23 protein-coding genes and 1 riboswitch are annotated in these 21,621 nt (G+C 42.6%); of the genes, 6 read left to right on the forward strand and 17 right to left on the reverse strand.

The window, feature by feature from the left end:
- Positions 1–248: 248 nt before the first annotated feature.
- Genes efp through nusB form a run of 3 tightly spaced genes read left to right on the forward strand, consistent with a single transcriptional unit; the run spans position 249 to position 1,638 of the window.
- Positions 249–809 carry an elongation factor P gene (efp, locus tag CYK18_RS04390; RefSeq protein ID WP_000568643.1) on the forward strand — a complete coding sequence of 187 codons (561 nt, stop codon included), beginning with the start codon at positions 249–251 and terminating at the stop codon, positions 807–809.
- A 21-nt stretch (positions 810–830) separates the two neighbouring features.
- Positions 831–1,220, forward strand: a complete 390-nt coding sequence (locus CYK18_RS04395; protein ID WP_000536306.1) for an Asp23/Gls24 family envelope stress response protein — start codon at positions 831–833, stop codon at positions 1,218–1,220.
- On the forward strand, positions 1,213–1,638 hold the full coding sequence (gene nusB, locus CYK18_RS04400) for a transcription antitermination factor NusB (protein ID WP_000203638.1): 426 nt from the start codon (positions 1,213–1,215) through the stop codon (positions 1,636–1,638). The genes CYK18_RS04395 and nusB overlap by 8 nt, the downstream gene beginning before the upstream one ends.
- Positions 1,639–1,752: 114 nt before the next feature.
- On the opposite strand, the gene CYK18_RS04405 is transcribed toward nusB, so the two are convergent.
- From CYK18_RS04405 to CYK18_RS04465, 13 genes are all read right to left on the reverse strand, one after another.
- Positions 1,753–2,520: an acetyl-CoA carboxylase carboxyl transferase subunit alpha gene (locus CYK18_RS04405; protein ID WP_023945571.1), complete on the reverse strand. Its 768-nt coding sequence runs from the start codon at positions 2,518–2,520 to the stop codon at positions 1,753–1,755.
- Positions 2,517–3,383 carry an acetyl-CoA carboxylase, carboxyltransferase subunit beta gene (gene accD / locus CYK18_RS04410; RefSeq protein ID WP_020902990.1) on the reverse strand — a complete coding sequence of 289 codons (867 nt, stop codon included), beginning with the start codon at positions 3,381–3,383 and terminating at the stop codon, positions 2,517–2,519. Before accD ends, CYK18_RS04405 begins: the two co-directional genes overlap by 4 nt.
- A 36-nt stretch (positions 3,384–3,419) precedes the next feature.
- Positions 3,420–4,787: an acetyl-CoA carboxylase biotin carboxylase subunit gene (gene accC / locus CYK18_RS04415; RefSeq protein WP_101785317.1), complete on the reverse strand. Its 1,368-nt coding sequence runs from the start codon at positions 4,785–4,787 to the stop codon at positions 3,420–3,422.
- Positions 4,788–4,798: 11 nt separating this feature from the next.
- On the reverse strand, positions 4,799–5,221 hold the full coding sequence (gene fabZ, locus CYK18_RS04420; protein ID WP_101785319.1) for a 3-hydroxyacyl-ACP dehydratase FabZ: 423 nt from the start codon (positions 5,219–5,221) through the stop codon (positions 4,799–4,801).
- Complete coding sequence (gene accB / locus CYK18_RS04425) at positions 5,218–5,655, reverse strand: acetyl-CoA carboxylase biotin carboxyl carrier protein (protein ID WP_101785321.1); 438 nt, start codon at positions 5,653–5,655, stop codon at positions 5,218–5,220. Before accB ends, fabZ begins: the two co-directional genes overlap by 4 nt.
- Before the next feature lie 2 nt (positions 5,656–5,657).
- Entirely contained in the window at positions 5,658–6,893 is a 1,236-nt protein-coding gene (fabF, locus tag CYK18_RS04430) for a beta-ketoacyl-ACP synthase II (protein ID WP_101785323.1), read from the reverse strand.
- 21 nt (positions 6,894–6,914) lie between these two features.
- Positions 6,915–7,646, reverse strand: a complete 732-nt coding sequence (fabG, locus tag CYK18_RS04435; protein ID WP_101785325.1) for a 3-oxoacyl-[acyl-carrier-protein] reductase — start codon at positions 7,644–7,646, stop codon at positions 6,915–6,917.
- 43 nt (positions 7,647–7,689) lie between these two features.
- The gene (gene fabD / locus CYK18_RS04440) at positions 7,690–8,610 is read right to left on the reverse strand and encodes an ACP S-malonyltransferase (RefSeq protein WP_101785327.1); all 921 of its coding nucleotides are present in this window, start codon (positions 8,608–8,610) and stop codon (positions 7,690–7,692) included.
- Positions 8,603–9,577, reverse strand: coding sequence for an enoyl-[acyl-carrier-protein] reductase FabK (gene fabK / locus CYK18_RS04445; RefSeq protein ID WP_023945583.1), 975 nt, complete (start codon positions 9,575–9,577; stop codon positions 8,603–8,605). The genes fabD and fabK overlap by 8 nt, the downstream gene beginning before the upstream one ends.
- Before the next feature lie 117 nt (positions 9,578–9,694).
- Positions 9,695–9,919 (reverse strand): acyl carrier protein, encoded by a 225-nt coding sequence (locus CYK18_RS04450; protein ID WP_000257838.1) that lies wholly within the window; start codon positions 9,917–9,919, stop codon positions 9,695–9,697.
- A 59-nt stretch (positions 9,920–9,978) separates the two neighbouring features.
- Positions 9,979–10,953, reverse strand: coding sequence for a beta-ketoacyl-ACP synthase III (locus CYK18_RS04455; protein WP_101785329.1), 975 nt, complete (start codon positions 10,951–10,953; stop codon positions 9,979–9,981).
- Positions 10,953–11,387: a fatty acid biosynthesis transcriptional regulator FabT gene (gene fabT / locus CYK18_RS04460; RefSeq protein WP_049521263.1), complete on the reverse strand. Its 435-nt coding sequence runs from the start codon at positions 11,385–11,387 to the stop codon at positions 10,953–10,955. The genes CYK18_RS04455 and fabT overlap by 1 nt, the downstream gene beginning before the upstream one ends.
- Positions 11,388–11,478: 91 nt before the next feature.
- A complete protein-coding gene (locus tag CYK18_RS04465) occupies positions 11,479–12,264 on the reverse strand; it encodes an enoyl-CoA hydratase (RefSeq protein WP_101785331.1) in 786 nt (261 codons plus the stop codon).
- Between the two features lie 361 nt (positions 12,265–12,625).
- Here CYK18_RS04465 and CYK18_RS04475 point away from each other — a divergent pair, with 361 nt between their 5' ends.
- From CYK18_RS04475 to serS, 3 genes are all read left to right on the forward strand, one after another.
- Complete coding sequence (locus tag CYK18_RS04475; protein WP_101785335.1) at positions 12,626–13,990, forward strand: aspartate kinase; 1,365 nt, start codon at positions 12,626–12,628, stop codon at positions 13,988–13,990.
- Positions 13,991–13,992: 2 nt separating this feature from the next.
- Positions 13,993–14,364, forward strand: a complete 372-nt coding sequence (locus tag CYK18_RS04480) for a DUF956 family protein (RefSeq protein ID WP_084849908.1) — start codon at positions 13,993–13,995, stop codon at positions 14,362–14,364.
- A 213-nt stretch (positions 14,365–14,577) separates the two neighbouring features.
- A complete protein-coding gene (gene serS / locus CYK18_RS04485; protein WP_101785337.1) occupies positions 14,578–15,852 on the forward strand; it encodes a serine--tRNA ligase in 1,275 nt (424 codons plus the stop codon).
- Positions 15,853–15,876: 24 nt separating this feature from the next.
- Here serS and CYK18_RS04490 read toward each other — a convergent pair whose 3' ends face one another.
- The 4 genes from CYK18_RS04490 to CYK18_RS04505 all read right to left on the reverse strand — a co-directional run bounded on the left by CYK18_RS04490 (position 15,877) and on the right by CYK18_RS04505 (position 21,566).
- Positions 15,877–16,776: a TDT family transporter gene (locus CYK18_RS04490; protein WP_101785339.1), complete on the reverse strand. Its 900-nt coding sequence runs from the start codon at positions 16,774–16,776 to the stop codon at positions 15,877–15,879.
- A gap of 109 nt (positions 16,777–16,885) precedes the next feature.
- Positions 16,886–17,434, reverse strand: a complete 549-nt coding sequence (locus tag CYK18_RS04495) for a carboxymuconolactone decarboxylase family protein (RefSeq protein ID WP_000206768.1) — start codon at positions 17,432–17,434, stop codon at positions 16,886–16,888.
- A 130-nt stretch (positions 17,435–17,564) separates the two neighbouring features.
- Positions 17,565–18,887, reverse strand: a complete 1,323-nt coding sequence (locus CYK18_RS04500) for an alanine/glycine:cation symporter family protein (protein WP_101785341.1) — start codon at positions 18,885–18,887, stop codon at positions 17,565–17,567.
- 90 nt (positions 18,888–18,977) lie between these two features.
- Positions 18,978–19,066, reverse strand: a riboswitch (glycine riboswitch).
- 163 nt (positions 19,067–19,229) lie between these two features.
- Positions 19,230–21,566 carry an endonuclease MutS2 gene (locus tag CYK18_RS04505; protein WP_101785343.1) on the reverse strand — a complete coding sequence of 779 codons (2,337 nt, stop codon included), beginning with the start codon at positions 21,564–21,566 and terminating at the stop codon, positions 19,230–19,232.
- Positions 21,567–21,621 lie beyond the last annotated feature (55 nt).

The raw sequence follows: 21,621 nt of genomic DNA on the forward strand, positions 1-21,621 counted from the left end.
CTCTGAATACTATTATTCAAGTGGGCTTTTATTTGTTTTATCATGGGAAATCCCTCCTTAACTATAAGTTTATCACATAAAAAAGAAACCCAAATACAGAATTGTATTTGAATTTCTTAACTTAATGACATTGGCCCTGAGGTTGGTTTTTTTCTCCCCTACCATCTCCCAATAACTATTTTGGCTTTATTTCCAGAAGATTTTATGGTAAAATGAAGAGTAATAATATTTATTAAAGAGGTAAAAACATGATTGAAGCAAGCAAATTGAAAGCTGGTATGACATTTGAAACTGCAGACGGAAAATTAATCCGCGTTTTGGAAGCTAGCCACCACAAACCAGGTAAAGGAAACACGATCATGCGTATGAAATTGCGTGATGTCCGTACTGGTTCTACATTTGATACAAGCTACCGTCCAGAAGAAAAATTCGAACAAGCTATTATCGAAACTGTTCCAGCTCAATACTTGTACAAAATGGATGAAACTGCCTACTTCATGAACACTGAAACTTATGACCAATACGAAATCCCAGTCGTAAACGTTGAAAATGAATTGCTTTACATCCTTGAAAACTCAGATGTAAAAATCCAATTCTACGGAACTGAAGTAATCGGTGTAACTGTACCAACTACTGTTGAATTGACAGTTGCTGAAACACAACCATCTATCAAGGGTGCTACTGTTACAGGTTCTGGTAAACCAGCAACTATGGAAACTGGACTTGTTGTCAACGTTCCTGACTTCATCGAAGCTGGACAAAAATTGATCATCAACACTGCAGAAGGAACTTACGTTTCTCGTGCCTAATCTCTAGAAAGAGGTCATTCTATGGGAACTGAAGAACAATTTGGCGAAATCGTTATCGCTCCACGTGTACTTGAAAAAATCATTGCCATCGCAACTGCTAAAGTTGATGGTGTCCATTCATTTTCAAATAAATCCGTATCTGATACCCTATCAAAACTCTCTCTTGGTCGTGGCGTCTACTTAAAAGAAAGCAACGAAGAACTAACTGCTGACATCTACCTCTATCTTGAGTACGGTGTGAAAGTACCAAAAGTTGCTCTTGCTATTCAAAAAGCGGTCAAAGATGCTGTCCATGATATGGCTGATGTGGAACTTGCTGCTGTCAATATCCATGTTACAGGAATTGTTCCAGACAAAACACCTAAACCAGAGTTGAAAGATCTATTTAACGAGGACTTCCTCAATGACTAGTCCATTATTAGAATCTAGACGCGAACTTCGTAAATGTGCTTTTCAAGCTCTTATGAGCCTTGAATTCGGCACAGATATGGAGACAGCTTGTCACTTTGCCTACACACATGACCGTGAAGATGCAGATGTGCAAATCCCTGCCTTTCTTCTGAACTTGGTTTCTGGTGTTCAAGCTCAAAAAGACGAGTTGGATAAACAAATCAACCAGCACCTCAAGTCAGGCTGGACAGTTGAACGCTTGACCTTGGTCGAAAAAAACTTACTACGCTTGGGTATCTTTGAAATTACATCATTTGATACACCTCAGCTGGTAGCAGTCAATGAAGCTATTGAACTTGCCAAGAATTTTTCAGATCAAAAATCAGCCCGCTTTATCAACGGACTGCTTAGTCAATTTGTAACTGAAGAAAATGAATAATCAAAAAGGTGTTTGGTCTTCCAAGCACTTTTTGACTTTCCTCTCTGCACAGATTAAGAAGCACATAAAAACTAGAACTGACTGCCAGTTCTAGTTTTTATGTATTCTGAGGTATTAGTATTTTCTAAATCGTTGGTAACGTTCTTCCAACAACTCTTCTAGCAGTTTTTGTGAAAGTAAAGCTAGTTCAGTTTGGAGTTCTTTTTTAACACTCTTAATCAGTTCTTTACTAGAAAGTCCTGCTTCAGAAATCACCTTGTCCACCACGTTCATTTCTAGCAATTCATGTGAAGTGATTTTCATCAACTCTGCTGCTTCCATGGCACGAGTTCCGTCCTTCCATAGAATGGAAGCAAAGCCTTCTGGGCTGAGAATGGCATAGATAGAATTTTCCAGCATCCAAACACGGTCTGCGACTGCTAGAGCCAGAGCCCCACCTGAACCACCTTCACCTATAATGATGGCGATAATCGGAACTTTCAGGTCACTCATTTCCATGAGATTGCGAGCGATAGCTTCTCCCTGTCCACGTTCTTCCGCGCCGACACCAGGATAGGCACCTGCAGTATTGATAAAGGTCACAACTGGACGACCAAACTTTTCAGCCTGTTTCATCAAACGTAGGGCCTTGCGGTAGCCTTCTGGATGTGGTTGACCAAAATTCCGCTTGAGGTTATCTTGTAAACTCTTGCCTTTTTGGATACCAACCACTGTTACAGCTTGGTCTCCAAGCCATCCGATACCACCAACAACTGCACCATCATCTCGAAAAGAACGGTCACCATGTAATTGGATAAAGTCATCAAAAATGCCTGTCGCAAAGTCTAAGGTTGTCAAGCGACTCTGCTCACGCGCTTCTCTGACTATTTTTGCAATATTCATCTAGGACTCCCTCCGTGCAATCTGACTAGGCTAGCAATCGTATCTGGCAAATCTCTTCTTTTAACGATAGCATCCACAAAGCCATGTTCCAATAGGAATTCTGCCTTTTGGAAATCCTCTGGCAAGCTTTCACGAACCGTGTTTTCAATCACACGACGCCCAGCAAAACCAACCAAACTTTGTGGTTCGGCCAGAATGATATCGCCTTCCATAGCGAAAGAAGCTGTCACACCACCTGTCGTTGGATCTGTCAAAATGGTCAGGTAAAAGAGGCCTGCATTTGAATGGCGTTTAACCGCTGCAGAAATCTTGGCCATCTGCATGAGACTCATGATTCCTTCCTGCATACGGGCTCCACCAGAGGCTGTGAATAGGACAACTGGCAATTTTTCGACAGTCGCATACTCAAACAAACGAGTGATTTTTTCACCTACAACCGTACCCATAGAAGCCATGATAAAGTTAGAATCCATTATCCCAAGAGCCACAGTCTGACCTTTAATAAGAGCAGTTCCTGTCACAACGGCTTCATCCAAACCTGTTTTTTCACGCATAGTTGCTAGTTTCTTTTGATAACCAGGGAAATGTAAGGGATCCTTGCTTTCAATCCCTGTAAACAATTCCTTGAAGGTTCCCATATCAATCGTCAAAGCCAAGCGTTCTTGGGCAGAAATACGAAAGGTATAGCTACAATGTGGACAGATACGCTCACTTCCCAGATCCTTCTGATAAATGGTATGCTTACAGCCTGGACACTGGGAGAATAATTCATCTGGAACCTCTGGCTTGGCTTGAGGTTTTTCCCTAACCGAACGATTGGGATTGATTCGAATATACTTATCTTTTTTACTAAATAGAGCCATTAATTCCCCTTTTCGGTTTAAACTCTTGAAGTCATTTTATTCTTTTTCTTGATATTTGGGTAAGAAGGTTTCCATCAAGAAGGAAGTATCGTAATCTCCAGCAATGACATTGCGATCTGAAATGAGGTCAAGCTGGAAATCTGCATTGGTCTGCACCCCTTCAATCTCTAATTCATAGAGGGCACGTTGCATTTTCATCAAGGCATCAAAACGATTTTCACCATGAACGATGATTTTGGCAATCATACTATCATAATAAGGCGGAATAGTATAGCCTGGATAAACTGCTGAATCCACTCGCAAGCCAACTCCACCACTTGGAAGATAGAGATTGGTAATCTTACCTGGACTTGGAGCAAAGTTAAAGGCTGGATTTTCTGCATTGATGCGACACTCGATGGCATGACCGCGTAGAATAATATCTTCTTGCTTAACAGACAGGGGCTGACCTGCCGCAATGCGAATCTGTTCCTTAACGATATCCACACCTGAAACAAACTCTGTTACTGGATGTTCTACTTGTACACGAGTATTCATTTCCATGAAGTAGAAGTTACTACTTGCTTCATCAAGCAGAAACTCAATTGTCCCTGCATTCTCATAGCCAACAGACTCTGCAGCTCGAACAGCAGCAGAACCAATTTCATTGCGTAGCGTTTTGCCAATTGCAATCGAAGGACTTTCTTCCAAAACCTTTTGGTTATTCCGTTGAAGAGAACAATCCCGTTCCCCCAAGTGAATCACATGTCCATGTTCATCTCCTAGGATTTGAACTTCGATGTGACGAGCTGGATAGATAACCCGTTCAATGTACATGGCACCATTGCCATAATTGGCCTTGGCTTCACTTGAAGCAGTTTCAAAGGCTGAAACGAGGTCTTCTGGTTTTTCAACCTTACGAATCCCTTTACCACCTCCACCTGCTGAAGCCTTGAGCATAACAGGGTAGCCAATTTTTTCAGCAACAATCAAAGCTTCCTCAGAGTTATGCACTTCTCCATCCGAACCTGGAATGACTGGAACACCTGCTTTGATCATCTGAGCACGTGCATTGATTTTATCCCCCATCATATCCATGACATGACCAGATGGACCTATAAACTTGATTCCCACCTCTTCACACATGGTCGCAAATTTGGAATTTTCACTGAGAAATCCAAAACCTGGGTGAATGGCCTCTGCCTCAGTCAAGACTGCAGCTGATAGAACCGCATTAATATTGAGATAAGACTCTGTTGCCTTGCCAGGACCGATACAAACTGCTTCATCTGCCAAAAGCGTATGAAGAGCTTCCTTATCAGCAGTTGAATAAACCGCCACCGTCGCAATGCCCAATTCACGCGCCGCACGGATAATACGAACCGCAATTTCACCACGATTGGCAATTAAAATTTTTCGAAACATGGAGAACCTCCTTAGTTCCCTATTGCAAAGGTAAGAGTACCACTAGCTGCAAGCTTGCCATCCACTTCAGCCTTTGCTTCAACCACGGCAATGCTACCGCGACGTTTTACAAATGTTGCCGTCATAACTAATTGATCACCTGGTACAACTTGCTTCTTGAATTTAACCTTGTCCATACCAGCGTAAAAGACCAGTTTTCCTTTATTTTCAGGTTTTGACAACTCCAAGACACCAGCTGTTTGCGCCAATGCTTCCATGATCAGAACACCTGGCATGACAGGGTATTGAGGAAAATGACCGTTGAAGAAGGGCTCGTTAATGGTCACATTTTTGATAGCAACAATAATGTCCTCGCTCACTTCCAACACACGGTCTACTAGGAGCATAGGATAACGGTGAGGAAGGGCCTCTTTGATTCCTTGAATATCGATCATTTGATACGTACCAATCCTTTACCAAACTCAACCATTTCTTCGTTAGAAACGAGAATTTCCGTTACCACACCATCCTTAGGAGCTGGGATTTCATTCATGACTTTCATGGCTTCAATAATTACCAATGTTTGACCTTTTTTAACACTATCACCAACTGTTACAAAGGCAGGTTTATCTGGACCAGCAGCCAAGTAAGCCACTCCAACAAGTGGACTCTCTACAACATCTCCCTCAGCAGCCACGCTTGCTTCAGCTGGAGCTGGAACTTCTTCCACTACAGTTTCTGCTGGAGCGACTTGAGGTGCAACTTCAGGCACAAGTCTAGCTTCATTCTTGCTAAACTGCAATTCATCCGTTCCATTTTTATAAGAAAATTCTCTCAAACTTGACTGGTCAAATTGGGCCATCAAATCTTTAATATCGTTTAAATTCATACTTATTTATTCTCCCAACGTTTGAAAGCAAGAACTGCATTATGGCCACCAAAACCAAAAGTATTTGAAATAGCGTATGGAATTTCTTGCTCCAAGCCTTGTCCATAAACGACATTGGCTTCAATATAATCTGATACTTCACTTGTTCCGGCTGTCATTGGCACAAAGTTATGACTCATAGCCTCGATTGTTACGATAGCTTCTACTGCACCTGCAGCACCCAGTAAATGTCCTGTGAATGATTTGGTTGATGATACAGGTACTTCCTTACCAAGAACAGCCACGATCGCACCACTTTCTCCTTTTTCATTAGCAGGAGTTGACGTTCCGTGAGCATTGACATAGGCTACTTGCTCTGGAGAAATCTCAGCTTCTTCCAAGGCTAATTTGATGGCCTTGATAGCTCCCTGACCTTCTGGATGAGGAGAAGTCATGTGGTAGGCATCACAGGTGTGTCCATAACCAACCACTTCAGCAAGGATAGTAGCCCCACGTTTTTCAGCGTGTTCAAGGCTTTCAAGAACTAACATCCCTGAACCTTCTCCCATAACAAAACCGTTACGGTCCTTATCAAATGGAATGGAAGCACGAGTAGGATCCTCTGTAGTAGAGAGAGCAGTTAGGGCTTGGAAACCAGCAATAGCAAAAGGTGTGATAGAGGCTTCTGAACCACCTACCAACATAACGTCTTGGAAACCAAATTTAATTGAGCGGAAGGCATCCCCAATCGCGTCATTTGATGAAGCGCAGGCAGTATTGATGGATTTACAAACACCGTTTGCTCCAAAACGCATAGCAACATTTCCTGAAGCCATATTTGGTAAGGCTTTTGGAAGGGTCAATGGTTTCACACGTTTTGGTCCTTTGTCACGGAGTCGAAGCACTTGATCTTCAATTTCCTTGATTCCACCAATACCAGAGGCAACGATAACACCAAAACGATCCTTGTCAAGAGCCTCTACATCCAGATTGGCATGGTTGACAGCCTCTTGGGCTGCATACAAGGCATACAAAGAATAGTTATCAAAACGGTTGGTATCTTTCTTAACAAAGTATTTATCAAAAGGAAAATCTTGGATTTCTGCCGCATTATGCACATCAAAGTTGCTGTGATCAAATTTTGTAATTGGTCCAATTCCGATTTTTCCACTTGTCAAACTATTCCAAAATTCTTCTGGTGTATTTCCGATTGGAGATGTCACTCCATAACCTGTTACTACTACACGATTTAGTTTCATCTTTTTTACCTCTAGCTTCTGCTACATACTGAGGCCGCCATCAATGGCAACCACTTGACCAGTTAGATAATCTTGGCCTGCTAAAAATACTGTTAAATCTGCAACCTGCTCTGCCTGCCCAAATTCTTTCATAGGAATTTGCGCCAGCATGGCATCTTTTACCTTGTCTGATAGAACAGCTGTCATATCGGACTCAATCATTCCAGGAGCAATAGCATTAACCCTGATATTGCGATTAGCCACTTCACGCGCCACAGACTTGGTAAAACCAATCAAACCAGCCTTAGAAGCTGCATAGTTAGCTTGACCGATATTTCCCATCAAACCAACAACACTAGACATATTAATGATAGCACCTTCTCTGGCTTTCATCATCGGTTTCAAGACTGATTGTGTCATGTTAAAGGCACCGGTCAAGTTAACCTTGAGAACTTTTTCAAAATCTGCTTCTGTCATCTTGTGCATAAGGGTATCTTGGGTAATCCCTGCATTGTTGACCAAAACATCTACTGAACCCAACTCTGCAATAGCTTGATCAACCATACGCTTAGCGTCTGCAAAATCCGACACATCCCCTGAAATGGGAACTACCTTGACACCATAGTTTGCAAACTCGGCTAGCAAGTCCTCTGAGATTGCCCCACGGCTGTTTAAAACAATATTGGCTCCTACCTGAGCAAACTTGTGGGCGATGGCAAGACCAATTCCACGACTCGAACCTGTAATAAAGATATTTTTATTTTTTAGTTGCATTCTTTTCTCCTGTTTCCTCTTGTATTTATGGGAGAATGGATTACTAGTTTCCTAGAAGAGCTTCCAGGCTAGCCTGATCTTCAACAGTAGCTAGTTTAGCCGTCTTATCAATCTTTTTAACAAAGCCTGACAAGACTTTCCCCGGCCCAATCTCGATAAAGTTGGTTACGCCTGCTTCTTGCATAACTGCAATACTTTCGTAGAAACGAACTGGTTCCTTGACCTGACGCGTCAAAAGTCGAGCAATGTCTTCTTTTTGCATAACTGCAGCTTCTGTATTACCGACTAGGGGACAAGTGAAATCTGAGAAACTTACCTGAGCTAGAGTTTCAGCTAGTTTTTGGCTAGCAGGCTCAAGGAGAGCGGTATGAAAAGGTCCTGAAACCTTGAGAGGAATCAAGCGTTTGGCACCTGCTTCCTGCAAGAGTTCAACAGCTCGATCAACTGCAACCACTTCTCCACCAATCACGATTTGTGCAGGTGTATTATAGTTGGCTGGGGTAACCACTCCAAGTTCAGAAGCTTTTTGACAGGCTTCTTCAGTAACCTCTACTGGCGTATTGAGAACTGCTACCATCTTGCCAGAGCCAGCAGGAGCCGCTTCTTCCATATAGACGCCACGCTTAGCTACCAAAACAACCGCTTCTTCAAAATCCAAGGCGCCGCTAGCCACCAAGGCAGAGTATTCTCCAAGGGACAAACCAGCAACCATATCAGGCTGATAGCCCTTTTCTTGCAATAATCGGTAAATAGCAACTGAAGTTGCTAAAATAGCTGGTTGCGTATAGCGAGTCTGGTTAAGTTTTGCTTCTTCCGTATCAATGAGATAACGCAAATCATAACCAAGTACCTGACTCGCTTGATCAATCGTTTCTTTGACAATAGGGTAGTGATCGTAGAGATCCCGTCCCATACCTAGATACTGGGCACCTTGACCAGCAAATAAAAAGGCCGTTTTAGTCATTTCTTACAACTCCTGCCCAACGAGAGGCTTCTTCTTGAATTTTCTTAGCTGCTCCGTAATACAAATCTTTTAGGATTTCTTCAACGGTTTCTTCTTTGGAAACAAGCCCTGCAATTTGACCTGCCATAACAGATCCACCATCCACATCTCCGTGAACAACCGCTTTGGCTAGAGCGCCCGCTCCCATTTGTTCAAAGATTTCCAAATCAGGATTTTCTTGTTTAAAGGCATCTTTCTCAGCTTTTTCAAAATCACGAGTCAACTGATTTTTAATCGCACGAACAGCATGGCCAAAGTGTTGTGCTGAAATCGTAGTATCAATATCTCTAGCTTTTAAAATTTTCGCCTTATAATTTGGATGGGCATTAGACTCTTTTGCAACGACAAAGCGAGTTCCAACCTGAACAGCCTCTGCCCCTAGCATAAATCCAGCCGCAGCACCTTCACCATCCGCAATCCCTCCTGCAGCAATAACAGGAATAGATACAGCTGCCACCACTTGACGCACCAAGGTCATTGTTGTTAATTTACCGATATGTCCCCCAGCTTCCATTCCTTCTGCAATGACAGCATCCGCACCGATTTTTTCCATGCGTTTAGCTAGGGCAACACTTGGTACAACAGGAATAACTGTAATACCAGCTTCGTGAAAGCGTTCCATGTATTTACCTGGATTTCCTGCCCCTGTTGTCACTACCTTAACACCTTCCTCTATAACGAGATCTACAATATCTTCCACAAAAGGAGACAAGAGCATGATGTTGACACCAAAGGGTTTATCCGTTAACGATTTGATCTTGTCAATATTTGCCTTGACAACTTCTTTCGGGGCATTTCCCCCACCGATAATGCCTAGTCCTCCAGCCTTGGAAACAGCCCCTGCCAAATCACCATCAGCAACCCAAGCCATTCCTCCTTGAAAAATAGGATAATCAATGTTCAATAATTCTGTAATACGCGTTTTCATAGTGCCTCCATCGTTTCTTGCTTACGTAATAGTTCGATACTGTCATAATTTGAAAATCAAACTATTACCTAAACAAGAGGGAGCGGGTTTCCCTACTCCTTCTATCTTATATTCTGCTTATTTTGTTTGCTCTTCAACGTAGGCAACCAAGTCACCAACTGTTTTCAAGTCATCTTCTGCTTCGATTTGGATATCAAAAGCATCTTCGATTTCTGAGATTACTTGGAACAAGTCCAATGAATCTGCGTCCAAATCATCAAAAGTTGATTCAAGTGTTACTTCTGATGCGTCTTTTCCAAGTTCTTCAACGATAATTTCTTGTACTTTTTCAAATACTGCCATGATAGGACTCCTTTAAAATAAATAGTTTTTTTATAACAATGTGTTCACCACATGATTACCTAAATTGTAAGAATGAGCGTGCCCCAGGTCAATCCTCCACCGAAGCCTGATAGCAAAACAGTCTGGCTACCATCTAAAGGGATGAGACCTTGTTCTACACACTCTGAAAGTAAAATCGGGATACTTGCTGCACTGGTATTGCCATATTCCATCATATTGGCTGGAAGCTTGTCTCGATCGACACCAATTTTTCTAGCCATTTTATCCAAGATACGGTCATTAGCCTGATGAAGTAGCAGATAATCCAAGTCTGTCGCCTCTATAGGAGATTCATCAATAGTCTGCTTGATAGACTTGGCTACGTCCCGAATAGCAAAATCAAAGACTGCGCGTCCATCCATCTTCAAAAATGAATTTACACTTTCTTGATCTGAAAACGGAGAATGCAGGCCTGAATGTCCATAAGTTAGACACTCGCTGCGACTTCCATCGCTATTGAGACTCTCCGCTAGGAAATGTTGCTTATCGCTAGCTTCTAACAAGACGCCACCAGCACCATCTCCAAACAAAACAGCTGTTGATCGGTCCGACCAATCGACTGCTTTAGAGAGGGTTTCACTACCAATCACCAAGCCTTTTTGAAAGCGACCAGAAGCGATAAACTTTTCAGCAGTTGAAAGAGCAAATACAAATCCACTGCAGGCAGCTGTTAGGTCAAAAGCAAATGCCTTATTAGCACCAATATTAGCTTGGACACGAGCAGCCGTAGAGGGCATCATCGAATCTGGAGTAATGGTAGCTAGGATGATAAAATCCAACTCCTCTCCTGCAATTCCAGATTTTGCCATCAGTTTCTTAGCAACCTCTGTAGCCAAATCACTAGTAGATTCTGTTCTTGAAATATGCCTTTGTCGTATTCCCGTCCGACTTGAAATCCACTCATCATTGGTATCCATAATCTGAGCTAAATCATGATTTGTAACCACTTGCTCTGGCACATAATGAGCAACCTGGCTTATTTTTGCAAAAGCCATTATTTCAAATCCTCCAAAAATTGATAAAGATTGGTCAACCCTTTGCTCATAACATCAATTTCTTGCTTACTCATACCATCAATGATTTTTTCAACCATGGCCTTGTGGAAGCGTTTATGTAGCCTATGAACCAAGCGACCCTTCTTTGTCAAATGCAGATGCACCACACGTCGATCCTGCTCTGAGCGAATACGTTCAATGTAACCCTTTCGTTCAAGATTATTCAGACTCGTCGTAACCGTCCCAAGAGTCACCATCAACTCTTTTGACACTTGACTTGGCGTCACATCTGGGAATTTTCCAATTACATCGATTGTATGTACTTCTTTGATGGAGATATCCTTGAAACGACTACCCCTCAAGCTAACTTCCTCGATGACGAGGACATTGTTAAATATAGATGTTAAATATTCATTAATTCGTTGGTAGTCCAATCTCTTTTCCCTCCTTTTCAAAAAACTTTCACAATCAAAACATTTGACAAAAAAATTATATCAAACTTCAAAGAACAGTGCAAGTATTTTCTTATTTTCCAGTAAATTTAGGTCGCCTTCTCTCCGAATGAGCCCGAACTCCCTCTTTGAAATCCTCTGTTTGAGCCAAAGATTCCTGTAGGTTCAATTCTAAAGCAGCATAATCCTGCCAGTCTTTAAATTGACTCTCCCACACCAACTTCTTAATGGCAGCATAGGAATTGCTTGAACCACGTCTTAATTTTTTAAGAAGCTGTTCTCTCGTCTTTTCAAGTTTATCAGCTTCAGAGACCCGATAAACAAGACCCCACTCCAGAGCTTTTTCTGCGGACAAAGCCTCACCTGTCATGGCTAATTGAGCAGCACGCGTCACACCAATACTTCGACTCAAGAGATGAATTCCTCCTGCATCCGGAGCCAAGCCAACTCCAACAAAGGCTTGGATAAATTTAGCCTTATCCGTTGCCAGACAGAAATCTGCAGCAACAGCCATATTTGCTGCGGCACCTGCAACAGCCCCATCAACCTCCATCAAGACAGGTTTGCCTATTTGCTTGATTTTATAGGAAATAGTATTGACCAATTCTGCGATTTTCGTCAATGATGGAATATCATCCTCATCCACTGCTCGCTTCATCTCTACCAAATCTCCCCCAACTGAGAAAACTTTTCCATTGGCATTAATCAAGATAAAATGCACAGCTAGATTCTCTTCCGCCAGAGTCAGCGCTTCTAAAATCTCCTCACACATGGGGATGTGAAAGCCATTCGCAACCTCAGGACGGTTTAAGGTAAGGATTGCCAAATCCTCTTCAAGCTGATAAATAATGTGTTCCATCTGAACTCCTTTTTATTTTATAAGCAGTTTATACTCTTCGAAAATCTCTTCAAACCACGTCAGCTTCGCCTTGCCGTAGGTATGGTTACTGACTTCGTCAGTTCTATCCACAACCTCAAAGCAGTGCTTTGAGCAGTCTACGGCTAGCTTCCTAGTTTGCTCTTTGATTTTCATTGAGTATTAAATTATTTTATTTTCAAAGTATATCTTTTTTAAAACTCGAAAACAAGAAAAAATCGGCTGAAAGTGTCTCGGCCGATTAAGAAGACTCGCTTTATCCTAGAAAGCATCTTATTTTCTTCATTGAAAAAAGGCTTTCTTTCTGCTATAATCGTATAAAATACTTACTTTAGGAGTTCTTATGAAAGTTGTTAAATTTGGAGGTAGCTCTCTTGCCTCTGCTAGTCAATTAGAAAAAGTTTTAAACATCGTTAAAAGCGATAAAGAGCGCCGTTTTGTCGTCGTTTCTGCACCCGGCAAACGCAATGCTGAAGATACTAAGGTAACTGATGCCTTGATTAAATACTATCGCGACTATGTGGCTGGTAATGACATCAGTGCTAGTCAAAGCTGGATCATTGATCGTTATGCCGCTATGGTCAGTGAACTAGGGTTAAAACCTGCTGTTTTAGAAAAAATCTCTAAAAGTATTCGGGCCTTGGCAACTCTTCCTATAGAGGACAATGAATTTCTCTATGATACCTTCCTAGCTGCTGGAGAAAATAACAATGCCAAATTGATTGCAGCCTACTTTAACCAAAACGGCATCGATGCACGCTATGTTCACCCAAGAGAAGCTGGGATTGTTGTCACAAGTGAACCAGGAAATGCACGTATCATTCCATCTAGTTATGACAAGATTGAAGGCTTGGCTGATAGCACCGAAGTTCTTGTCATCCCTGGTTTCTTTGGTGTGACTAAGGAAAATCAAATCTGTACTTTTTCACGTGGTGGTTCAGATATCACAGGTTCTATCATTGCAGCAGGTGTTAAGGCTGATCTCTATGAGAACTTTACAGACGTAGATGGTATCTTTGCTGCCCATCCTGGTATTATCCACCAACCTCACTCCATTCCTGAATTAACCTACCGTGAAATGCGTGAGTTGGCTTACGCTGGATTTTCAGTCCTTCATGACGAGGCCCTTCTTCCTGCTTACCGCGGAAAAATTCCTCTTGTCATCAAGAATACCAACAACCCTGACCACCCAGGAACACGCATTGTTTTAGAACACAGTAGTGATAAATTCCCAGTAGTCGGGATTGCGGGTGACTCAGGATTCGTCAGCATCAACATGTCAAAATACCTCATGAACCGTGAAGTAGGGTTTGGTCGCAAGGTTCTTCAAATCCTTGAGGACCTCAATATCGGTTGGGAACACATGCCTACAGGTATAGACGATCTTTCAATCATCCTCCGCTCCCGTGAATTGACTCCTATCAAAGAAGAAGAAATTCTACGTCAACTCGTTCAAAAGGCTGAAGTGGACCATGCTGAAATCGAACATGACCTTTCCATCATTATGATTGTCGGAGAAAAGATGAAGAGCCATATCGGGGTAACTGCTACTGCAACACGTGCTTTGTCTGAGAATAAAATCAACATCCAGATGATGTCCCAAGGTTCAAGTGAAGTTTCCATCATGTTTGTTGTCAATAAAGAGCAAGAAAAAGCAGCTATCAAGGCTCTCTATCATGCCTTTTTCGGTGAAAGTAAGGAAGATTAATCATGGCCCAATCACTCAATCAAGCCATTGACCTCCAAACCACTGGAACATCTTACCTCTCTATCTCTGGAAAAGTTGGAAAATTTCTAGTTGGGGATCAAGCCTTAGAGTTTTATCCTGATGTCAATGTCGAACAATATATCCAAATCCCCTGGTCCAGCATTCAGCAAATCGGAGCCAACGTAAGTGGACGTAAAATCAGCCGTCACTTTGAAGTCTTTACCGATCAAGGTAAATTCCTCTTTGCCTCAAAAGACTCTGGGGCTATCCTCAAAATCGCTCGGGAAAAATTAGGAAACGACAAGGTCGTGAAACTTCCGACTCTACTCCAGACCATTGGAAAAAAACTTAAAAATCTATTTGCAAAAAAGTAGAAACTTTAGTATAATCATAGCAACGGATAAGTAGGTTATCTCCTTCTTTCAGAAAGTCTGCGGGTGCTGCGAGCAGATAGGAGGGATAGGTGAAATTCTACCGTTGTTCACAATTACATATACAATCAAGTGCACACCTGTGAAGTTGGATGGAACCGTGGCCCTGCCACTCCAACGCTTTGTCAGGTGTGCTTTTTTCATAAAGGAGTTCTTATGTTAGATATTAAACGTATTCGCACAGATTTTGAGGCTGTCGCTGAAAAATTAGCTACACGTGGTGTAGATGCTGCTATCTTAAATGAGATGAAAGAAATCGATGCTAAACGTCGTGACATCTTGGTCAAGGTTGAAACTCTAAAAGCAGAACGTAACACAGTTTCTGCTGAGATTGCCCAAGCTAAGCGCAACAAGGAAAATGCCGATGACAAGATTGCTGCGATGCAAACCCTATCTGCTGAAGTCAAAGCCTTGGATGCTGAATTGGCGGACATCGATGCTAAATTGACAGAATTTACCACTACTCTTCCAAACATCCCTGCTGACAGTGTTCCTATCGGAGCTGATGAAGATGACAATGTGGAAGTTCGCCGTTGGGGTACTCCACGCGAGTTTGACTTCGAGCCAAAAGCTCACTGGGATCTTGGTGAAGACTTGGGTATCCTTGACTGGGAACGCGGTGGTAAGGTAACAGGAGCTCGCTTCCTCTTCTATAAAGGACTCGGTGCTCGTTTGGAACGTGCTATCTACAACTTTATGTTGGATGAGCACGGTAAAGAAGGCTATACGGAAGTTATCACACCATACATTGTTAACCATGACTCTATGTTTGGTACTGGTCAATATCCAAAATTTAAGGAAGATACTTTTGAATTGAAAGACACTAATTATGTCCTCATTCCTACAGCTGAAGTGCCTCTTACAAACTACTACCGTGATGAAATTCTTGACGGTAAAGACCTGCCAATCTACTTTACCGCTATGAGTCCATCATTCCGTTCTGAGGCTGGTTCTGCCGGTCGTGATACACGTGGCTTGATTCGTCTGCACCAATTCCACAAGGTTGAAATGGTCAAATTTGCCAAACCAGAAGAATCTTACGAAGAATTGGAAAAGATGACAGCCAATGCTGAAAATATTCTTCAAAAACTCAACCTTCCATACCGTGTCGTTGCCCTCTCTACAGGAGATATGGGCTTCTCAGCTGCTAAGACTTACGACTTGGAAGTGTGGATTCCGGCGCAAAATACTTACCGTGAAATCTCAAGCTGTTCAAATACAGAAGATTTCCAAGCCCGTCGTGCCCAAATCCGTTACCGTGATGAAGCCGATGGCAAGGTGAAACTCCTTCACACTTTGAACGGTTCTGGACTTGCAGTTGGACGTACAGTTGCTGCTATTCTTGAAAACTACCAAAATGCAGATGGTTCTGTAACTATTCCAGAAGCACTTCGTCCATACATGGGTGGTGCTGAAGTTATCAAACCATAAAAAATAAGGTTTAGCTATTTCTAGCTAGACCTTTTTTCGTAACCAAATCAGATAAGCACCCAATACAAAGAATAAAATAGTTAGGCAAATAACGGTTTCAGCAAACACCAGATAATCCAGAAATGGAAGTTTCAAAATTCCCTGAACCATCTTGAGCGATGTGGCCGTGATAATGGTGGGGAAGGTGAGGGCTGAGAAGGCTGGTTGAAATCCTCGCTTTAAAATATGGGGCAGGCGAGTCAAAACAAAGAAAAAGAAGGACTGAGATGCCAAAATCATGACGATCAAGAGCCAAGTCGGTAGACCTGCTCCTCCAACTCGAACTAGGGAAGCCAAGAGTAGGGAAAAGGGAGCACAGTAGATTCCTTCTTGTCCAAGCAAGGCCACTGGGAGTGGATCTTTCTTTAAATCCCTATAAATAAGCGGATAGAGATAGAAGGTTAAGACAAAACCAAAACTCAAGGTCGCATAGGCAATTTCAATGATTCCAATAAGAGGATAGGTCAAGGCCGCTACTGCTATTCCCACATAGAGCACCGTCCAGCTTGGAGTCGCATTGACCCTCCGACCTGGACAGGCAAATTTGATGGTAAAAGTAGCAATCAAAGCCAAATCCAAGAGAAATGAAAACCACCAGAGCCCTTGTGCTACCAAGGAAAGATTGGGAAACAGGCGTAGGACATAAGTCGATAAAATCATCCCAGCCATGGGAAAGGTCGCCATTCCTGACAAAAGAGGAGGCTTGGTCAATTCTTGCTTAGTTTCCTTCCAATTAAAGAGATGTAGAAGCAGAAAGTATATCCACAAAACTAAGCCAGTAAGACTCAACAGATGGGATAGAACCGGCAACGTATCTAAAATAAGATTTCCAGCTCCTGCTAAACCTAGCAAACAACCAGAAAATACCAAGGGGAGTTTTTTCATCCTAACCTCCAATAATCATGTTAGTTTCAGTATAGCATAAAAGCGCTTAAATGAGGACTTAAAAAAACGAAGTCCGTTGATTTCAGACTTCATTTTACTCAGATATGAATTAAGCATAAGGTTGCAATTCTGGATTAATTGGTGTATTGGCTAGGTTGTTAGCATAGTTACAGAGGCTTGCTAAGCTAACACCAAGAACCACATCCAAGGCATTTTGTTGGGTGTAACCAGCTTCTAGAAACTCAGCCAAGGCTTCATCTCCTACACGACCCTTGGTATTGATAACCGCCAAGGTAAACTTAGCTAGGGTGTCCAATTTAGGATCTGTTTCGATTGGAGTACGATTGCGAAGGGCTTGCAGAAGATCATCATTCATCTGGATTTGTTTGATTGAAAAGGCTGTGTGACCTGCGACGCAGAAGGCACAACCATTGGTCACGGCTGCAGTGATTTGCACCACTTCACGCTCAACGGGTGTCAGGCTGTTGCGACGATTGATAGCTCCGACAGTACGATAAGCCTCTAAAGCAGTCGGTGCATTAGCCAAGAGACCGATTAGATTGGGAATATAGCCATTATTATCTTTTTCTACTGTTTCAAGAACTTCTTTCACTTCTGCTGGCGCTGATTCTACTGTATGAATTGTAAATGTTGTCATCATAAAACCTCTTTTCATGTTGTTGAAATCTAGTCTATCACAGATTCTATACCGTGTATAATATATATTTTAAATTATACCGATAGAAATTTTTTATGAAAGAAAAAATCACACGCGATGTGTGATTTCATTATTTATTAAAATACTTTTTAGTCTCAGCAATAACGACCGGCGACAAGACTAAGAGGGCAATCAAGTTTGGCAGAGCCATCAAGGCATTGACAATATCTGCTATAATCCAAACCATATCCAACTCGATAAATCCTCCCAACAAGACCATGAGCACAAAAACCACACGGTAGAGCCAGATAAAACGAACCCCAAAGAGAAACTCGAAACAGCGTTCTCCATAGTAGTTCCAACCTAGAATCGTTGTAAAGGCAAAGAGCACAAGGAAGATGGTCAAGAGGGCAGGCCCAAAGTGTGAAAAGACCGTTGAAAAGGCTGACTGAGTCAAAGCCACTCCATTCAAGTCACCACTCCAAACACCAGTCACCAAGATGGTCAAACCAGTCAGAGTACAGATAATGAGTGTATCAATAAAGGTTCCTGTCATAGAAATCAAACCTTGCTCTACTGGTTCGTTTGTCTTAGCTGCAGCTGCTGCAATGGGAGCCGAACCCAGACCAGATTCGTTCGAGAACACACCTCGCGCCACACCATTTTGAATAGCCATCCGAATGCTAGCACCGGCAAATCCACCTACCGCAGCAACAGGACTAAAGGCTGAGGTCAAGATTAAAGCGATTGTGGCAGGAATTTTCCCGATATTAAAGAAAATAACTGTAAGAGTTCCCAAAATATAAATAATAGCCATAAAAGGAACAACAGTAGTTGAAACCTTTGAAATGGACTTGAGCCCGCCAAAGACTGCAATTGCTACAAATACAGACAACACAAGAGCTGTGATGGCTGGCGAAATAGTCGTCGTATTTTGGATAGATTCTGTAATCGAGTTGACTTGAGTGAAGGTTCCGATTCCCAACAAAGCTACTAAGACACCTGCGATGGCAAAAAAGATGGCAAGTGGTCGCCACTTTTCTCCCATCCCTAGGAGGATATAGTGCATGGGACCTCCTGCAACAGCACCGTTATCGTCTTTAGTCCTGTATTTAATAGCTAATAAACCTTCCGCATACTTGGTTGCCATTCCAAAGAAAGCCGCCATCCACATCCAAAAGAGAGCTCCTGGTCCACCGACCTTGATAGCTGTCGCCACCCCGATAATATTTCCCGTACCAACTGTCGCTGCCAGGGCTGTACACAAGGCCGCAAAACTGGAGACATCCCCATGCCCCTTATCCTTGATAAAAATAAGCTGAAAGGCCTTAGAGAGACGCAAAACCTGCAAGAGTCCTAGACGAGCAGTTAGGTAAATCCCTGTCCCGACCAATAAAATCAAGAGGGGTGGTCCCCAAGCAAAAGCATCAATTGATTTAAGCAATTCTAACATTTCCTTCTCCTATCTTTTCAACCCCAAAAGAAAGAGCACATGCAAGATACATGTACTCTGGAATGCTTAGATAAATGCTAAAAAGCGGTCTATCCTAGCTCTGTCCTTTTACCTGAGAGTTTGAGCAGTTGCCTGCCTTGCCCCTTCGGTGCCTTTACGGTCTCTCCAGAGTTCCGTCCATTTACAGTCATGAAAAATCAAACGATTCCCCACTTCTATTAAACTTCATTCGGTGTTGGTATTTAATTGATTCTTATTTTACAAAAAATGTTGTCTTTTGTCAATGTGTTTATTAGTAAAAATTAGTTCAACAGTTTTTACTTTATAAAGTCCAGAATACTGCTATCCTTTAAATGTCACAATGGTCGCACCACTGCCTCCAGCATTTTGTGGGGCATAGCCGAAACTCTTGACATGTTTGTTTCTTTGTAGGTATTTGGTGACACCTTCACGGATAACACCTGTTCCGATACCATGGATGATATCAACTTGAGCCATATTGTTAAGTAGGGCTTGGTCGATAAAGGCATCTAGCTCATTCATAGCCTCTTCATAGCGTTTGCCTCGAAGGTCCAGTCTGGCTTGAGGTCCTCGCTCAGAAGTTCGTTTCACGACATTGACTTGTTTCTTCTTAACTGGCTTTTCTTGCTGGGCTTGAACAAGGTCAAATTCTTTCTCTTCCAAGGTCATCTTAATCAAGCCAACTTGGGCTTCCCAACGGCCGTCCTTGAGTTGACTGGTCAAGGTACCACGCTGGCCATAACTGAGCACCACGATATCATCTCCCACCTTTGGAGCTCGTTTTTTCTTGGCCTTTTGAAGAACCTTGTTTTTAGATAGGTCTACTTTTTCAGGAGCCAATTTTTTCAACTTGGCCTTGGCTTCAATGATTTCGTGGGGTTTAAGTTGGGATTTGCTGTGGAGATTTTTGAGAATCTGGTCACTTTCACTTAGGGCCATGTCTACAATCTCACTAGCTTGTTCACGCGCCTTATTAAGCTCAGTTTCCTTTTCACGATTGAGCTCGTTGTAAAGTTTTTTAAGAGCACGGTTCATCTTGAGATTTTCTTGCTCCACCTCACGGATATTGTCCAAGCGTTTACGACTTTCAAGCGTCTGCTCTTCCAGTTGCTCAATGATACGATTGACATCATTGTCCTGATCGACCTGCTGACTGGCATCTCCTACGATAACTTCAGATAGGCCTAGACGTTTGGCAATTTCAAAGGCATTGCTTCGGCCAGGAACACCCTGCATAAAGCGATAGGTCGGGCGAAGAGTCGCAGTATCAAACTCCATGCTGGCATTTTGCACAAAAGCTGTCTCAATACCGTAGGCCTTGAGTTCTGGATAGTGGGTGGTCGCCATGGTTTTGACTTGACGCAGGCGAAGGTCTTCCAGAATAGCCATGGCAAGAGCAGCTCCTTCTTGAGGGTCTGTACCAGCCCCCAACTCATCCAAGAGTAAAAGTGAATGTTGGTTGACCTTGCCAAGAATATCCACAATATTGGTCATGTGGCTAGAGAAGGTAGACAAGCTCTGCTCAATAGACTGCTCATCGCCAATATCGGCAAAGATTTCTTCAAAAATACCAACACGACTTCCCTTGTCTGCCAAAATCGGCAAACCAGACTGGGCCATCACCTGCGTCAAGCCCAGGGTTTTGAGCATGATGGTTTTTCCACCTGTATTAGGACCTGTAATGACAATGGCTGTTAAATCTTGGCCAAAATGAACATCATTTGCGACAGCATTTTTGACCAAAGGATGGCAGACATGGAGCAGTTGAATTTCCTGATTTTCTGACAGCTGAGGCACGACTGCTTGTCTTTCTTGAATAAAGCGGACCTTGGCACGAATCAAGTCCAGATGGCCGATAATCCAAGCATCATTGGCAATCTCAGACGCATGAGGGCGGACACGCTCAGAAATTTCTTGGAGAATGCGAAGCATTTCATAGCGCTCATCTGCTCGCAGACTAGCGATTTCTTCGCTCAGTTTGACCACCTCACGGGGTTCGATATAGACGGTATTTCCACTGGCAGAAATATCATGAACAACACCTGCAATCTTATTGCGGTAGGTGTTTTTGACTGGTAAAACCTGACGGCCATTTCTGCTGGCAACAATCCCTTCTGTCAACATCTGCGCTTTTTGCTTGAGCAAGTCTTGCAAGACATCGCGTACCTGACTCTCGCTATCATGGATTTTTCTACGGATGCGCGCCAATTCTTCACTGGCAAAATTTTCAATGAAACCTGCATCATTAAAGGCTTGGAGATTTCCTTGTAATTGCGGAAAATCGTGTAATTTCTCAAACCAGAGGGCTAATTCTTCCAAGCTGACATTTTCCAGATTGGCGTAAAAACTTTGCAGTTCTCGGCTGGCAAGAAGCACGCGCTTCAAGAGTAGAAACTCCTCGATATTGAGGTCCGCCCCCATCTCCAATCTCTTGCAGACTCCTGCGATTTCCTTGGTTGCGAGAATGGTAAAATGCGGTTGCTCGACGAAAAGAGCCTGCATTTCCTTCATCTCAGCAAAAGCCTGTTTGATTTTATCTGCTTTGGCAGTCGGAACCAGTTGTCTCAATTGCTCCAAGCCCTGCTCAGTCAACAAATGGGGTTCAAACAAGGCCTTGACCTTATTGAACTCTAATGTTTCTAATATTTTCTTATTCATCGTTATTTCCTTGTCTTTGAATGTCTAGGTGTGATGGCTTTTTACATTCTGATAG

Origin of the sequence: Streptococcus mitis (assembly GCF_002860865.1) — a bacterium.
GTDB lineage: Bacteria > Bacillota > Bacilli > Lactobacillales > Streptococcaceae > Streptococcus > Streptococcus mitis_AT.

Coding starts and splice junctions, on each gene's coding strand:
- efp (WP_000568643.1), top strand. CDS start 249: ATGATTGAAGCAAGCAAATTGAAAGCTGGTATGACATTTGAAACTGCA.
- CYK18_RS04395 (WP_000536306.1), top strand. CDS start 831: ATGGGAACTGAAGAACAATTTGGCGAAATCGTTATCGCTCCACGTGTA.
- nusB (WP_000203638.1), top strand. CDS start 1,213: ATGACTAGTCCATTATTAGAATCTAGACGCGAACTTCGTAAATGTGCT.
- CYK18_RS04405 (WP_023945571.1), bottom strand. CDS start 2,520: ATGAATATTGCAAAAATAGTCAGAGAAGCGCGTGAGCAGAGTCGCTTG.
- accD (WP_020902990.1), bottom strand. CDS start 3,383: ATGGCTCTATTTAGTAAAAAAGATAAGTATATTCGAATCAATCCCAAT.
- accC (WP_101785317.1), bottom strand. CDS start 4,787: ATGTTTCGAAAAATTTTAATTGCCAATCGTGGTGAAATTGCGGTTCGT.
- fabZ (WP_101785319.1), bottom strand. CDS start 5,221: ATGATCGATATTCAAGGAATCAAAGAGGCCCTTCCTCACCGTTATCCT.
- accB (WP_101785321.1), bottom strand. CDS start 5,655: ATGAATTTAAACGATATTAAAGATTTGATGGCCCAATTTGACCAGTCA.
- fabF (WP_101785323.1), bottom strand. CDS start 6,893: ATGAAACTAAATCGTGTAGTAGTAACAGGTTATGGAGTGACATCTCCA.
- fabG (WP_101785325.1), bottom strand. CDS start 7,646: ATGCAACTAAAAAATAAAAATATCTTTATTACAGGTTCGAGTCGTGGA.
- fabD (WP_101785327.1), bottom strand. CDS start 8,610: ATGACTAAAACGGCCTTTTTATTTGCTGGTCAAGGTGCCCAGTATCTA.
- fabK (WP_023945583.1), bottom strand. CDS start 9,577: ATGAAAACGCGTATTACAGAATTATTGAACATTGATTATCCTATTTTT.
- CYK18_RS04450 (WP_000257838.1), bottom strand. CDS start 9,919: ATGGCAGTATTTGAAAAAGTACAAGAAATTATCGTTGAAGAACTTGGA.
- CYK18_RS04455 (WP_101785329.1), bottom strand. CDS start 10,953: ATGGCTTTTGCAAAAATAAGCCAGGTTGCTCATTATGTGCCAGAGCAA.
- CYK18_RS04465 (WP_101785331.1), bottom strand. CDS start 12,264: ATGGAACACATTATTTATCAGCTTGAAGAGGATTTGGCAATCCTTACC.
- CYK18_RS04475 (WP_101785335.1), top strand. CDS start 12,626: ATGAAAGTTGTTAAATTTGGAGGTAGCTCTCTTGCCTCTGCTAGTCAA.
- CYK18_RS04480 (WP_084849908.1), top strand. CDS start 13,993: ATGGCCCAATCACTCAATCAAGCCATTGACCTCCAAACCACTGGAACA.
- serS (WP_101785337.1), top strand. CDS start 14,578: ATGTTAGATATTAAACGTATTCGCACAGATTTTGAGGCTGTCGCTGAA.
- CYK18_RS04490 (WP_101785339.1), bottom strand. CDS start 16,776: ATGAAAAAACTCCCCTTGGTATTTTCTGGTTGTTTGCTAGGTTTAGCA.
- CYK18_RS04495 (WP_000206768.1), bottom strand. CDS start 17,434: ATGACAACATTTACAATTCATACAGTAGAATCAGCGCCAGCAGAAGTG.
- CYK18_RS04500 (WP_101785341.1), bottom strand. CDS start 18,887: ATGTTAGAATTGCTTAAATCAATTGATGCTTTTGCTTGGGGACCACCC.
- CYK18_RS04505 (WP_101785343.1), bottom strand. CDS start 21,566: ATGAATAAGAAAATATTAGAAACATTAGAGTTCAATAAGGTCAAGGCC.